This is a genomic window from Bradyrhizobium sp. SZCCHNRI3052, from assembly GCF_032484895.1.
GTDB lineage: Bacteria > Pseudomonadota > Alphaproteobacteria > Rhizobiales > Xanthobacteraceae > Bradyrhizobium.
On the sequence record NZ_JAUETW010000002.1, the window covers coordinates 752,667 to 765,903 of the forward strand.

Genomic DNA, 13,237 nt, shown 5'->3' on the forward strand with positions numbered 1-13,237 from the left:
TCGTCCAGGCGCTCATGCGGGAAGTGCGACGAGCTGCTCCAGCGTCGCGCCATCCCTGAGCACGGCCAGGATCTCACGGCGCGACAGGAAGCGGATCGCCTGCGTGAACGAGCCGGCCCCCGCGATCCGCGCTTTGGCGGTGGCGAGGTCGACGTCGATGTCGCCCGGCTCGCGACGCCGAGGCGGCGGCAGGGACGCAACGTGCTGGCGGCAGAGACCGGCGTTCTGGCGCAGTTCGACCAGCGCCGCCCGGCGATCCGGCCGCAGATTCTCCGCAAGCTGCTTGGCGCGGACCAGCACCGGCGGCGGAGCGCGATCCTCGGGCGTCGTGAACAGGCGCGCGCCGGTGCTGCGGCCGCCCGTGAGCAGACCGATCGGAATCGACAGCACGAGGCCGGCGATGACCGGCGACATCCAGGCCAGCAGGGGGACGGAGACAGCATAGGCGCTCGCCGCCATGACCAGGCCGCATACCGTCGGCAGCGCGAATTTGCGAAGGATCTCCTGCCGGCTCACGCCGCCGTCGCTGCGGCGCTGCACCTGCCAGCCGGCGTCGCGCCCCATCAGGATTTCGATCACGGCGATCGACTGGAAGATCATCATCGAAGGCGCGATCAGGGCCGCGAGCAGCGTTTCCGCCAGCACGGCGACGCAGAGGCGCAACCCGCCGCCAAAGCCTCGGCGTCGCGTCGGCGTGAACAACGTGACGAGGCAGGCGAGCAGCTTCGGCACCATGAGCAGGCCGAGCGTCGCCGCGAAGACCTGGGCGGCGAGCACCGGGTCCTGAGCCGGCCAGGTCGGAAACAGCGCAAAGCCCTTGGGGAAATATTCGGGCCTGACGAAGTTGGCCTGCAGCGAGATGAGGATGCCGAGCACGAGAAAGGCAAACCACAACGGCGCGGTGACATAGGCGCCGATGCCGATCAGCAGGTGCAGCCGCGACACCCAGTGCAGGCCGCGCGCCGGCAGCACGGCGAGATGCTGCAGATTGCCCTGGCACCAGCGCCGGTCGCGCGCGGCGTGATCGATCAGCGACGGCGGCACCTCCTCGAAGCTGCCGTCGAGATCGACCGTCATGTAGATTCCCCAGCCGGCGCGGCGCATCAGGGCGGCCTCGATGAAATCGTGGCTCAGGATATGTCCGCCGAACGGCTTGCGCCCGGGGAGCTCGGGCAGCGCCGCGTCTTGCGCGAAGGCCGCGACCCGGATGATCGCATTGTGGCCCCAGTAATTGCCTTCCGCGCCGTACCACCACGCATTGCCGGCCGCGATCATCGGGCCGTACAGCCGGCTCGCGAACTGCTGCAGCCGCGCGAACAGGCTGGTGCCGTTGACGATCACGGGCAGGGTCTGGATCAGCGCCGCCTGCGGCGCGTTCTCCATGGCATGGGCCAGCCGGACCACGGTCGCGCCGCTCATCAGGCTGTCGGCATCAAGAATGATCATATAGTCGTAGGCCGCGCCGAAGCGCTGCACCCAGTCGGCGATGTTGCCGGACTTGCGGGCGACATTGTCGGCCCGGTGGCGGTAGAACACCCGATCTGTGCCGCAGGATTGGCGCAGATCGACGAACGCAGCCTCTTCGCCGATCCAGATGTCGGGATCGGTGGTGTCGCTGAGCAGAAACCAGTCGAAGCGCTCGGCCTGTCCCGTCCCGGCGACCGATTCGATCATGGCGCGCAGCCGCACCATCACCGCGTCCGGATCCTCATTGTAGGTCGGCAGCAGCATGGCTGTGCGGCCGGACAAAGAGGGCAGGGGACCGTCGATGTCGATCGCGATCGTATCGCGCCGCCGCCCCAGCAGGGCGCAGAAGCCGGCCAGCGCGCAAACGAAGGCAAAGGCGATCCACGCGAGCAGGATCGAGAACAGCACGAGTACCATGCCTTCCAGCACGGTCACGCCACCGACCTCGACGACCTCGTACATCTTGTAGCAGCCCGCCAGCGTCAGCGCCGCGGTGCCGGCGAAGATGAGAGCGCGCCGGAATGCGATGCGGCCGCCGCTCGTGATGGCACGTCGGCCGGGCGCGGCATGATTGAGTGGCGACGGCACCATCGCGAGCGGCGCCTCGGCCGGGAGAAAGCTCGCGTCGCTAGCCTCATAGGTCGGACGCGGCTGCGCTGCGGTCATGGCGTCCATCGATAGACCCAGGTTTCGGATACGGGCTTGTCGTTGGCAACCAGTTCGGCCCTGAGCTCGACCGGCGCATCGCCGACCGCGCATTGGAAGCTGAGCCGCCAACCTTGCGTCTCCGGGTTCGGCTGCGCGACGATGTTCGTCACCTCGGATTTCGCCGCGCTGACCACGCCCTTGACGATGTTCGGATCGAGGCTCTTCAAGGCGTCGCCTTGGAGCTCGAGAACGAACAGCCGGCCTTCGCCGCGGGTGGCCACGCCAGTGCGCGTGAAGCGCGCCAGCGTATTCGGCTTCGGCACATCGGGCCCCCAATGCAGGCGATAGGTCATGTTGTGCTCGCCCTTGGCCGCGAGCGGCGTCTTCGGCCGCCAGAAGGCGGCGATGTTGTCGTGGATTTCCTGGTTGGTGGGGATCTCGAACAGCACCACCGCGCCGTCACCCCAGTCGCCGATCGGCTCGATCCACAGGCTCGGCCGCCGTTCGAAATGCGATTCGAGATCCTGATAGGCGGTGTATGTCCGTTCCCGCTGCATCAGGCCGAAGCCGCGCGGATTGAGGTCGTTGAACACGCTGACCTGCAGGTCGCGCGGATTGCTCAGGGGGCGCCACAACTGCTCGCCCTTGCCGTTGAACATCGCAAGCCCGTCGGAATCGTGCACGGCGGGGCGGAAATCGTCGACGTCGTTGCGGTCGTTGGGTCCGAAGAAGAACATGCTGGTCATCGGCGCCAGTCCGGCGTGAGCGATCTCGACGCGCGGATACAGCGATGCCTCGACGTCGAATACGGTGGTCTCGCCAGGGCGGATCGTGAACCGGTAGGAGCCCGTCGCGCTCTTGCTGTCGAGCAGCGCATGCACCACCATTGCGGTGGCGCCTTGCGTCGGCTTCTCCAGCCAGAACGCCTTGAACACCGGAAACTCCTCGCCCTTGGCCTCGCCGGTGTCGATCGAGAGCCCGCGCGCCGACAGTCCGTAAATCTCGCCCTTGGCGACGGCGCGAAAATAGCTCGCGCCGAGGAACACACAGACCTCGTCGTAGTAGTCCGGCCGGTTCATCGGCGCGTGGACGCGGAAGCCGGCAAAGCCGAGATCGGCCGCCGGGAAGGCCGGGACTTGCTGACCGAATGCAAAGTCCTCGGGTCGATAGGCCACGGGGCTGGCTTTGCCGTCCGCAACCTCATAGATCTCGACCCGGTCCTTGTAGATCGAGCCGCGATGGAAGAACTGCGCCTGGAACGGCAGGTTCTCACTGCGCCACAGCGCATGGTCCGGCAAGAACCGAATCGAGCGGTAGGCGTCGTAGTTCAGCTTCGCCAGCGCGTCCGGCAGCTTGTCATCCGGCGCAGCGTAGGGCTTGGCGGCGAGATTGCGCGCGAGGTCGCGCACATAGGCCGCATTGAACGGCTGCGCCGCAGGCGGCGCGGCTGATGCGCTCCGCGTCAAGGATGCGGCGACCGGGATCGCAGCCGCAGATTGAATGAACTGACGGCGATTCAACTTATTCTCGCTTTGCTGCATGGAACTGCGGAGCAACATTTCTGAAGGCGTCGGGTTCCATCGGAAGTCAACGAGAGGGGGCTGCTTTGGAGTCCCTTCCTGCTGAACGCGCCACCGGCGATCCCGCGCCACTGACCCTACTGACGCGGTCGCAAGTTCACTCGAGCGGGATCAGGATGAGGCTCTCGCCTCGATGCCGGACTCGCTGCGTAAGCTGCCGCGGGACGAAATCCCACTGGTTGGGTTCGACATTGTGGGTCTCGCGGCGCTCAGGGCAGTGTTGTCGTCGTCCGGTCCACGGCTTGAGACGTCGACTGGCGAACAAGTTGGAGTGCCGGTTGACGTGCAGGGACTCGACCGTCTGGTCGATGACATCGCTCACCGCAATCGCGGCCTCATCATGGTCATGGGTAAGGGCGGCGTCGGGAAGACGACGATTGCGGCTGCCATCGCTGTCGGCCTCGCGAGGCGCGGGCATGCCGTCCACCTCAGCACGACCGATCCAGCGGCCCACGTCACGGATGTCGTTGACGCCGCGAGCCCAGGGCTGACGGTGGACCGGATCGATCCTCGGCGCGAGACGGAGCGCTATGTCGCGAAAATACTAGCGAGCCGCGGCCGCGACCTGGATGAGCAGGGCAAGGCGCTCCTGCTTGAGGACCTGGCTTCGCCCTGCACGGAGGAAGTCGCCGTTTTCCATGCCTTCTCGCACGTGGTTGCGGAGGCTCGGAGCGCCTTTGTGGTGCTCGATACGGCGCCGACCGGTCATACCCTGCTCCTACTCGATGCGACCGGGGCCTATCATCGCCAGTTGACGAGCCAATTGGAGCCGGGCGGTGCCGGCCGGGTGATCACGCCGCTGATGCGGTTGCAGGATTCCACCTACACGCAGATCATCCTGGTGACCCTGCCGGAAACGACGCCCGTTTCGGAGGCCGCCGCTCTCCAGGAGGACCTGCGGCGCGCCGGCATCGAGCCGTTCGGTTGGGTGATCAACAAATGCCTCGCCGCCTCCGGAACTCGCGATCCCCTGCTGCGGGCGCGGATTGCCAGAGAGCGGATGCAGATCGCTCGTGTTCAGGACGGCTTGGCCAAGCGCGCTTTCATCATGGCGTGGCGAAGCAAGCCTCCCATCGGCATCGAGGAGCTGGAGACGTTATCGATGCCGAGTTCTTGATCACGTTCAGCTCGATCGCGATCTGGTCTCCCCCTATCGGGATCACGTCTTCATTGCCCGATCGCAGGATATGGCGAGATCAGGGGCCGAGTTTGTTGCGGTCGTTGCGACGCAGCGACGGCGAAAATCCCCGCCCGCCCGTCGGGCAAATCGGCCGCTCAGTTTTGTTGGATTCGCGGCGCGCGCTCTCCTCTCATGGCCTGTCGAGCTGTCAATTCTATGTGCGCCGATGGACTGATTTCGTCAGCCAGTTCAGCTGGATCACTCGTGTCCAGTCCCATCGGCAAAAATATTCTTGTTTCCATTTTTCAGAATTTGATGTTCACTCCGCTCGTCCCGCCTCGATCTGAGGGGCGTATCGCGGTCGTCACGAACGTGGGGTGCGGGATGCGATGGGCGTATCGAACCGCAGCGCGAGCGATCGTGCCGACGAACGGTTTGATGCGCACGATCAAGCCGTGTGGTCCTGATCTCCCGGTGCTGAGATCAAGTTCGCGCCGACGATGGCGCTGATGACAGGGGCAAGACAGCCGGTCCCTGGGGAGAGCACGGAGTAAGCCGTAAAGCCATCGCGCAGGGAAGGCCGGGATGTCCCAGCCGAACCTGTGGTTCCTGCCCCGTGCATTTCTTTCGCACGGGGGCCATGGGGGCGGCGAGCTCCCGGTCTTCCCTGCGCCCTCTGTATTCAAGGGGGCAAACGAACAGCAAAGCTCGGGCGCCGATGCGCCGCGAGAAGGTGATCTTATGTCTCTCCACGTCATTGCGAGGCGCCCTTGCGCCGAAGCAATCCAGGGCTCAGCGCGCGACTCTGGATTGCTTCGCTTCGCTCGCAATGACGCAGAGAGAGGAGCTGCAAACTCGGTGTCATTCCGGGGCGCGGCTCGCGCAAGCCCCGGAATGACGCGGAGGAGAGCGTTGGCTCTACAGCTCCCTTGCATTGCTGAACGCGAACGAGCTGACGCGCCGCGTCGTCTCATCCAGGATCAGCGTGCGCGTGATCGGCGGCTCGGCGCGCTGGGCGCAGTTTTCGCGTTCGCAGAGCCGGCAGTTGACGCCGATCGGAGTGCCCTCGGTTTTCTCCAGATCCATGCCGGCGGCGTAGACGAGGCGCGACGCATGCCTGATCTCGCAGCCGAGGCCAATGGCGAAGCGTGGCTGCGGCAGCGGATGCGGCGCGACCGGGCGGCGGACCATCTGGGCGATCGAGAAATAGCGCGAACCATCGGGCAGCTCGATGATCTGCTTGAGGAGGCGGTCGGGCGTGTCGAAGGTCGAATGCACGTTCCACAGCGGGCAGGTGCCGCCGAACTTGGAGAACGGGAAGGTACCCGACGAGAAGCGCTTGGAGACGTTGCCGGCATTGTCGACGCGCAGCATGAAGAACGGGATGCCGCGGGCGTTCGGGCGCGACAGGGTCGTGAGGCGGTGGCAGACCTGTTCGAAGCCGGTGTTGAAGCGCTGCGCCAGCACGTTGATGTCGTAGCTCAGCGCCTCCGCAGCAGTGAGGAACGGCGCATAGGGCATCATGACGGCGGCGGCGAAGTAGCTCGCGAGCGTCATGCGGTAGAGCCGGCGCGCGGTGTCGTCGATGGCGCCGGCGCGGCCGATGATGAGTTCGAACTGCGGCAGGCATTCGGCCATGCCGAGCTGCACCGCGAGCTGGAAGGTGCGTCCGGGCCCGTCGACCAGTTCGGAGATCAGGAGCTGGCGGCGATGGCGGTCGTAACGGCGCAAGGTCTCGCGCATGACGTCGACCGGCATGACCCGCGTCTGCACCGAATGCTTTTCGCGCAGACGGGCGGCGAGCGCCGCATAGAGCCCTTCGGCCGGCACGTCGAGCGCGTCGCGCAGGCTTTCGGCCTGCTGCTCGAGCTCGGCGAAATAGTTGCGGTTGGCTTCGATCAGGTCGCGCACCCGCTCGATCGGGTTGGCCTCGAAACGGGCGCCCTCGTTGCGGTCGGCCATCTGCGCCGCCACCAGCGTCTCGCCGCGGCGCGCCTCGGTGTAGGCCGCGTACAGCCGCTGCAGCGCGTGGGTGACGCCGGGGCAGAGCTCGGCGAGATCGCGCAGCTCCTGCTTGGGCAGCTCGATCTGGCGGAAAAGCGGATCGGAGAAGATCTCGTTGAGCTCGGCGAAGAAGCGGTCCTCGTCGGCGCTGGCGAGGTCGCGCAGGTCGAGGTCGTAGGTTTCGGCCAGCCGCAGCAGGATCTGGGCAGACACCGGGCGCTGGTTGCGCTCGATCAGGTTGACATAGCTCGGCGAGATGCCGAGGCCCTCGGCGAGCTGGGTCTGCGACAGCCCCAATTGCTGGCGGATGCGCCGGAAGCGCGGGCCGACGAACAGCTTCTTTCCGGATTCGCCGGGCATCTTGATCTCCTTGGGGGTAGCCAGCCCTGGATTGTGACAAATTTTACAAAATGACATTTATGACAAGTGATGATGTTACATGACATCACCATTCGAAAACAAGGGCTCTATACGAAACAGCCGGATTCGCGTTTATCTCCTCTCACGCAATTCGCAATGCACTGTCAAAGTTGTGACGGTTCAAGGAGAGTCTCATGAGCAGCAATTTCTGGGTGATCGGCGGCGAGTTCGGCTCGATGAATTTCCACAAGCTGGTGGAAGGCTCGGCCCAGGTGAAGGGTCCGTTCAAGTCGCGCAAGGAAGCCGAGGACTGCTGGCGCGAGGTGTCCGAGGAGAACCGCCACAAGGCTGGCGTCCGCTTCTCGATCGTCGAGGAGCCGCAGCGCGCTCCGGCGGCCTGACCGCCGATAAGGAATGCATTGCCGGGTATTTGAATAAGCTCGAGGAAGAGCCCAAGGACGGGGCGGTCTCAGCCGGGTCATTCCGGAGGGGGCCGCCCACGTCCGTTTGTGGTTACGACGGCGTGCTTATAACCCATTGAAGATGAAAGGGGATTGCAGAATACTGGGTTACTGCTAGGTTAACACGGTGGGAACCTGGCGAAACCAGGGCCGAACCGTGAAAGCGTGAGCGATGTCCGAGGCCGCCGATAGCAGCACAGACTCCCGCCCCGTGCGCCTGCGCGAAGCGCTGCGCCAGGCCCGGATCGAGGCCGCAGACCGAACAGGCGTGGTGGTCGACCTGCGCGACGCCGAGGTGGCGCGGCTGGAGATCCTCAACGATGCGCTCGACCCGCTGTTCGCGGAGATCCCGAGTCAGCTCGATCTGTTCGATCGCGGCATCAGCCAGGGTGAGACGCCGCGGCTGTGGATCGACGTCGTCGCCCATGTCGTGATGGGACGCGACAAGCGGCAGTACCGCTTTGTGCAGGACACCCGCAACGGCCGCATCGTGCTCGCCGAGTCGCACGACATCGCTGCGATCGTGAAAGCCGTCACCGACTACGTCGCCCGCCGCATGGTCGAGCGCGAGCGCGCCTTCAGCGTCGCGCGGGCTCAGGCGAGGACGATCGCCGAGGCGCCGCGCCGGCGCGGTGGGATCTGGCCGTTCGTGCTCGGCTTCGTGCTCGGCGCGCTGTCGCTGTTCGGGGTCGCATTCTATGCGAGCCTGCAGCAGATCTGACGGCCTGGCCGCGACTCAAAGCAGGCGGACCTCGCGGATCTCGCGCACGCGCAGCGCCTCGTTGACCGCGCGCACGGTCATGTCGCAGCGCCAGTGATTGCCGTCGCTGCTGATGGCAAACATGTTGTAGGCCGCGGCCGGATAGTGGCCATGTGCGATCGAGGAGGCCGAGGGCACGCCGACGACCGGGATCTTGCGCTCCGGGCCGTCGATCCAGATCGTCGAATGCACGTGGTCGTGGCCGTGCAGGATCAGCTCGACGCCGTGGCGGGCGAGCAGGCCGACCAGCTTCCCGGCGTCGGTCAGCCGCTTCATCCGGTGGGTCGAGCGCAGCGGATGATGCACCAGCAGCACGCGGAACAGCTGCTCGTGCGCCAGCGATTCGAGCATCTGCTCCAGCGCGGAGAGCTGTGCGCGGCCGAGCCGTCCCGTCGCCATGAACGGCGCCGAAGGCACGGCAGAGGACAGGCTGATCAGCGCGAGCGGCCCGCGTCGGCGCAGCGACGGAAACGTGGCCGGTCCCTCGGCATCGCCGCCGAAATAGTCGGCAAAGCTCTCGGCGAAGCGCAGCCGGGTCGAGCGCACATAGGCGTCGTGATTGCCGGGAATCGCGGTGACCCTGTCCGGCGGCCCCACCGTCCGGAGCCAGGCCTGGGCGATGGGGAATTCGGATTCCAGCGCGAAATTGACCAGATCGCCGGTGACGGCGATCTGGTCCGGCATCTGCGTGTGCAGGTCGGAGATCAGCAGATCGAGGATGTCGCGGCGATGGTACTTGTAGCGATTGCGCGTCCAGTTGAGATAGCCGAGCGCGCGCTTGCCGGCGAGCTCCGACAGGCGCGGCTTGTGCTGTGGCGCGAGATGCGGGTCGGACAGATGGGCGAGCGTGAAGGCAGCCATTATGCCCCTCGGTGCCGATGGCGGATGCAAGCGCGCCCAGATGTCATCTCGTGCTATCCCTCGTGGTGCCCGGCTCTCATGACAAGCCCTGCCAGCGAGCGCAAGAACAACCAGGACGACGACAGCGATGACGACATATCTGAGCCGGCTGCGGATCCGGCTCGAGCCCGCGCTCCGGCGCGGCTTCCACCTCTATTGGCGCTTCGCCCGCGGCATGACGCTCGGCGTCCGCGGCGTGGTGCTGGATGCCGAGAACCGCGTGTTCCTGGTCCGGCACGGCTATGTCTCGGGTTGGCACCTGCCGGGCGGCGGCGTCGAGGTCGGCGAGACGTTCATCGAGGCACTGACGCGGGAGCTGTTCGAGGAGGGCCGGATCGCGCTCGAAGGCGAGCCGGAGCTGCACGGCATCTTCCTCAACGGCCACGTCTCGCCGCGCGACCACGTCGCCGTCTTCGTTATCAAAAGGTTCACGCAGGACCGGCCGCCGGAGCCGAACCTCGAGATCGTGGAGACCGGCTTCTTCGCCCGCGACGCGCTGCCGGAGGGAACCACGCTCGGCACGCTGTCCCGCCTGCGCGAGGTGCTAGACGGCGTTAAGATCATTCCCACCTGGCGGCCGGAACAGCACGTTGCCGCCGGATCATTATGAATTTCTGCACCGAATGAGGGCAGTCTCCCGTCCCGTGGGAGAGGGGTCGATGATATCACCTTCGATGCGGATCGCCGTGCTGGTGCCCTGCTACAATGAGGAGGCCGCGGTCGCCACCGTGGTCCGCGATTTCAAGCAGGCGCTGCCGACGGCCACCGTCTACGTCTATGACAACAATTCCAAGGACCGCACCATCGAGGTCGCGCGCGCGGCCGGCGCCGAGGTGCGCTCTGAGCGGCGGCAGGGCAAGGGTCACGTCGTCCGGCGCATGTTCGCCGATGTCGATGCTGACATCTACGTGCTGGTCGATGGTGACGCGACCTATGACGCGCCGAGCGCGCCCGGCATGGTTGCGCGTCTCGTGAGCGAGCGGCTCGACATGGTGGTGGGTCTGCGCGTCGACCAGGAGCAGGCCGCCTACCGCATGGGCCATCGCACCGGCAACTGGATGCTGACGAGCTTCCTCGCCGAGGTGTTCGGCCAGGCCTTCAAGGACATCCTGTCCGGCTACCGCGTATTCTCGCGCCGTTTCGTCAAATCCTTCCCGGTGCTCTCCGACGGCTTCGAGATCGAGACCGAGCTGACCGTGCATGCGCTGGAGCTGGCGCTGCCGGTCGCTGAGCTCGCGACGCCATACTACGCGCGGCCCGAAGGGTCCGTCTCCAAGCTAAACACCTGGCGCGACGGCTTCCGCATCCTCGGCACGATCCTGAAGCTCTATCGTTCGGAAAAGCCGCTGCGCTTCTTCAGCGCGATCGGCATCTTCCTCGCGCTGGTCTCGATCGGCTTCGCGATTCCCATCTTCGTCACCTATATCGAGACTGGACTGGTGCCGCGGCTGCCGACCGCCGTGTTGTCGATGGGCCTGATGATCATGGCGTTGCTGTCGGCCTCGTCGGGCCTGGTGCTCGACACCGTCACCCGCGGCCGCCGCGAGATGAAGCTGCTGGCCTACCTGTCACACGCCCCGATCGAGGGCTGATGCAGGCGGAAGCTTGTGTCCGTCCGCCGTTCCGGTCATGGTTCGGGCGTCAATGTCCTGAACGAGAACACCGCCTCCATGCCCATCCTCAACAGCATCGCCGCGCTCGCCGACGACATGGCCGCCTGGCGCCATGATTTCCATGAACATCCGGAGTTGATGTACGAGGTGCACCGCACCGCCGGCATCGTCGCCGAGCGCTTGCGCGAATTCGGTTGTGACGAGGTGGTGACGGGCATCGGGCGCACCGGCGTGGTCGGTGTCATCCGCGGCCGTCGGACCAGTTCAGGTCGCACCATCGGCCTGCGCGCCGACATGGACGCGCTGCCGATCGAGGAAGCCTCGGGCGTGCCCTATGCGTCGAAGACGCCGGGCCTGATGCATGCCTGCGGCCATGACGGCCATACCGCGATGCTGCTGGGTGCCGCCAAGCATCTCGCCGACACGCGCAATTTCGACGGCACCGCGATCGTGATCTTCCAGCCCGCCGAGGAGGGCGGCGCCGGCGGCAAGGCGATGGTCGACGATGGATTGATGACCCGCTGGGGCATCCAGGAGGTCTACGGTCTGCACAATGCGCCGGGCGTGCCCGAAGGCGTGTTCGCGCTGCGGCCGGGTCCGATGCTGGCATCATCGGACCAGCTCGAGATCACCGTCCGCGGCAAGGGCGGTCATGCCGGCGCCGGCGTTCACAAGGCGGTCGACAGCGTGCTGATCGCCGCGCACATCATCACGGCGCTGCAGTCGATCGTGTCGCGCAACGTCGATCCGATCAAGTCGGCGGTCATCTCGATCTGCGTCGTCGAGGCCGGCAAGGCGATGAACGTCATTCCGGAGACCGTCGAATTGAAGGGCACCGTGCGCACGCTCGATCCCGAGGTGCAGGACCTGGTGGAGCGCCGCATTGCCGAGGTCGCCGACGGCATCGCCCGCACCTATGGCGGTGAGGCGACGACGAAATACACGCGGCTCTACCCGATCACGATGAACCATGCGCGCGAGACCGGCGTCGCCGCTGACGTCGCTCGCGACGTTGTCGGCGCGGAGCGGGTGGTCGACAATGCGCCGCCGCTGATGGGGGCCGAGGATTTCGCCTTCATGCTGCAGGCCCGTCCCGGCGCCTTCGTCTTCCTCGGCATGGGCGACGGCAAGGATTGCCACCACCCGGCCTATCGCTTCAACGACAACATTCTCGGCCACGGCGCGTCCTATTGGGTGCGGCTGGTCGAGAAGACGATGCCGGCCGATTGATGCCGGCGGCGTGGCGCTAGCTGCGAGCGGTCGCCTGCAATGACCGTTGGCGCCACTGCCGCGGGCTGCAGCCGCTCCAGCGCGAGAACGCACGGGAGAATGCGGACGCCTCGGAATAGCCGAGCAGGAAGGCGACGTCGCCGAGCGGCAGATGCGCTTGGCGCAGATAGTGGCGGGCGAGGTCGAGCCGCGTCACCTCGACGAGGTCGGAGAAGGTGGCGCCGAACTCGGCAAGCCGGCGCTGCAACGTCCACGACGTGGTCGACAGCGCCTCGGCGACCTCCTCGAGATGAAGCGCGCCGGCCGACAACCGCCGCCGGATTTCGCCACGGACCAGATCGAGGAACGCGGGCGTGCCGCAGGAGCCGGCGACACCGGCAAGATCTGTCGTCAGCCGCTGCAGGCGAGACAGATTGGCCTGGGGCATGGCGCGGTCCAGGCCGCGGTCGCGAAACACCAGCGCATTCGTGCCTTGTGACCAGCCGACGTCGGCATCGAAGGCTGCCTCATGATCGCGCCAGGCAGCCGGCCGGGCATGTTCGAACAGCACCATGTCGGGCGCCCAGCCCGATGGCAGGCAGGCGCGGAAGACGTTCGCGAACATGCCCATGGTCAATTCGGCGTCCTGCCGGCGATCGACGATCGAGCCGTCGAGAATGCGATATTCCAGCCGGAGCAAACCGTCATGGCGCGTGAGACGGGTTTCGGTCGCCTGCTGATGCCAGGGAAACCACAGCGCAAGATGCTCGATCGCAGAGCCCAGCGTCGGCGCCGCGAGTGCGATCTCGCCGATCAGGCCGAGCATCTGCGGCTGGTAGCGCTGGCCGAACCACAGTCCGAAATTGTCGTTACCGGTCTCCTGCGCGGCATCTTCCATCATCGCGACGTAGTCGGCGAGGTCGAGCGCGCGGCGGGTCTGGCCGAGGCATTCGGCATCGATGCCCACCCGTTCGAACACCGCCTCGGGGCGGCCTCCCGTCAGGGCGATGAAATCGGCGACACCGGTCGCAGCAGCGGCCAGAATGTTCCGGCTGCGGTCGCGCGGATGCTGGTGTTCGGCTGCGGGAGGCTGTGCCATGAAATCCTCGCCTTTG

Annotated in this window: 11 protein-coding genes; 6 read left to right on the forward strand and 5 right to left on the reverse strand. The window is 66.1% G+C overall.

What is annotated here, in order from left to right; genetic code table 11:
* Nucleotides 1-12 precede the first annotated feature (12 nt).
* Both mdoH and QW887_RS08645 read right to left on the reverse strand, forming a co-directional pair.
* Nucleotides 13-2,142: a glucans biosynthesis glucosyltransferase MdoH gene (gene mdoH, locus QW887_RS08640; protein ID WP_315717319.1), complete on the reverse strand. Its 2,130-nt coding sequence runs from the start codon at nucleotides 2,140-2,142 to the stop codon at nucleotides 13-15.
* Nucleotides 2,130-3,635 (reverse strand): glucan biosynthesis protein G, encoded by a 1,506-nt coding sequence (locus tag QW887_RS08645; protein ID WP_316167427.1) that lies wholly within the window; start codon nucleotides 3,633-3,635, stop codon nucleotides 2,130-2,132. The genes mdoH and QW887_RS08645 overlap by 13 nt, the downstream gene beginning before the upstream one ends.
* Nucleotides 3,636-3,828: 193 nt before the next feature.
* Here QW887_RS08645 and QW887_RS08650 point away from each other — a divergent pair, with 193 nt between their 5' ends.
* On the forward strand, nucleotides 3,829-4,812 hold the full coding sequence (locus QW887_RS08650) for an ArsA-related P-loop ATPase (RefSeq protein ID WP_316194380.1): 984 nt from the start codon (nucleotides 3,829-3,831) through the stop codon (nucleotides 4,810-4,812).
* 921 nt (nucleotides 4,813-5,733) lie between these two features.
* Here the strand turns inward: QW887_RS08650 and QW887_RS08655 are convergent.
* Nucleotides 5,734-7,179, reverse strand: a complete 1,446-nt coding sequence (locus QW887_RS08655) for a short-chain fatty acyl-CoA regulator family protein (protein WP_315717316.1) — start codon at nucleotides 7,177-7,179, stop codon at nucleotides 5,734-5,736.
* Nucleotides 7,180-7,373: 194 nt separating this feature from the next.
* On the opposite strand from QW887_RS08655, the gene QW887_RS08660 reads away from it, so the two are divergent.
* Nucleotides 7,374-7,580 (forward strand): hypothetical protein, encoded by a 207-nt coding sequence (locus tag QW887_RS08660; RefSeq protein WP_315717315.1) that lies wholly within the window; start codon nucleotides 7,374-7,376, stop codon nucleotides 7,578-7,580.
* Between the two features lie 232 nt (nucleotides 7,581-7,812).
* Nucleotides 7,813-8,361: a hypothetical protein gene (locus QW887_RS08665; RefSeq protein WP_315717314.1), complete on the forward strand. Its 549-nt coding sequence runs from the start codon at nucleotides 7,813-7,815 to the stop codon at nucleotides 8,359-8,361.
* A gap of 15 nt (nucleotides 8,362-8,376) precedes the next feature.
* Here the strand turns inward: QW887_RS08665 and QW887_RS08670 are convergent, their stop codons facing one another.
* Nucleotides 8,377-9,261, reverse strand: coding sequence for a metallophosphoesterase (locus QW887_RS08670; protein ID WP_315717313.1), 885 nt, complete (start codon nucleotides 9,259-9,261; stop codon nucleotides 8,377-8,379).
* A 127-nt stretch (nucleotides 9,262-9,388) separates the two neighbouring features.
* Between QW887_RS08670 and QW887_RS08675 the strand changes: the two genes are divergently transcribed.
* The 3 genes from QW887_RS08675 (at nucleotide 9,389) to QW887_RS08685 (ending at nucleotide 12,143) form a co-directional block, all read left to right on the forward strand.
* Nucleotides 9,389-9,910: an NUDIX domain-containing protein gene (locus QW887_RS08675; protein WP_315717312.1), complete on the forward strand. Its 522-nt coding sequence runs from the start codon at nucleotides 9,389-9,391 to the stop codon at nucleotides 9,908-9,910.
* A gap of 49 nt (nucleotides 9,911-9,959) precedes the next feature.
* Nucleotides 9,960-10,892, forward strand: a complete 933-nt coding sequence (locus QW887_RS08680) for a glycosyltransferase family 2 protein (RefSeq protein WP_315717311.1) — start codon at nucleotides 9,960-9,962, stop codon at nucleotides 10,890-10,892.
* Nucleotides 10,893-10,970: 78 nt separating this feature from the next.
* Nucleotides 10,971-12,143 (forward strand): M20 aminoacylase family protein, encoded by a 1,173-nt coding sequence (locus tag QW887_RS08685; protein WP_315717310.1) that lies wholly within the window; start codon nucleotides 10,971-10,973, stop codon nucleotides 12,141-12,143.
* A 16-nt stretch (nucleotides 12,144-12,159) separates the two neighbouring features.
* On the opposite strand, the gene QW887_RS08690 is transcribed toward QW887_RS08685, so the two are convergent.
* Nucleotides 12,160-13,221, reverse strand: a complete 1,062-nt coding sequence (locus tag QW887_RS08690; RefSeq protein WP_315717308.1) for an AraC family transcriptional regulator — start codon at nucleotides 13,219-13,221, stop codon at nucleotides 12,160-12,162.
* Between the last annotated feature and the right edge of the window lie 16 nt (nucleotides 13,222-13,237).

Excerpts from the sequence above, each read along its gene's own strand:
- QW887_RS08650 (WP_316194380.1), top strand. The coding sequence starts at position 3,829 with ATGCCGGACTCGCTGCGTAAGCTGCCGCGGGACGAAATCCCACTGGTT.
- QW887_RS08685 (WP_315717310.1), top strand. The coding sequence starts at position 10,971 with ATGCCCATCCTCAACAGCATCGCCGCGCTCGCCGACGACATGGCCGCC.
- QW887_RS08675 (WP_315717312.1), top strand. The coding sequence starts at position 9,389 with ATGACGACATATCTGAGCCGGCTGCGGATCCGGCTCGAGCCCGCGCTC.
- QW887_RS08660 (WP_315717315.1), top strand. The coding sequence starts at position 7,374 with ATGAGCAGCAATTTCTGGGTGATCGGCGGCGAGTTCGGCTCGATGAAT.
- mdoH (WP_315717319.1), bottom strand. The coding sequence starts at position 2,142 with ATGGACGCCATGACCGCAGCGCAGCCGCGTCCGACCTATGAGGCTAGC.
- QW887_RS08680 (WP_315717311.1), top strand. The coding sequence starts at position 9,960 with ATGATATCACCTTCGATGCGGATCGCCGTGCTGGTGCCCTGCTACAAT.
- QW887_RS08665 (WP_315717314.1), top strand. The coding sequence starts at position 7,813 with ATGTCCGAGGCCGCCGATAGCAGCACAGACTCCCGCCCCGTGCGCCTG.
- QW887_RS08655 (WP_315717316.1), bottom strand. The coding sequence starts at position 7,179 with ATGCCCGGCGAATCCGGAAAGAAGCTGTTCGTCGGCCCGCGCTTCCGG.
- QW887_RS08690 (WP_315717308.1), bottom strand. The coding sequence starts at position 13,221 with ATGGCACAGCCTCCCGCAGCCGAACACCAGCATCCGCGCGACCGCAGC.
- QW887_RS08670 (WP_315717313.1), bottom strand. The coding sequence starts at position 9,261 with ATGGCTGCCTTCACGCTCGCCCATCTGTCCGACCCGCATCTCGCGCCA.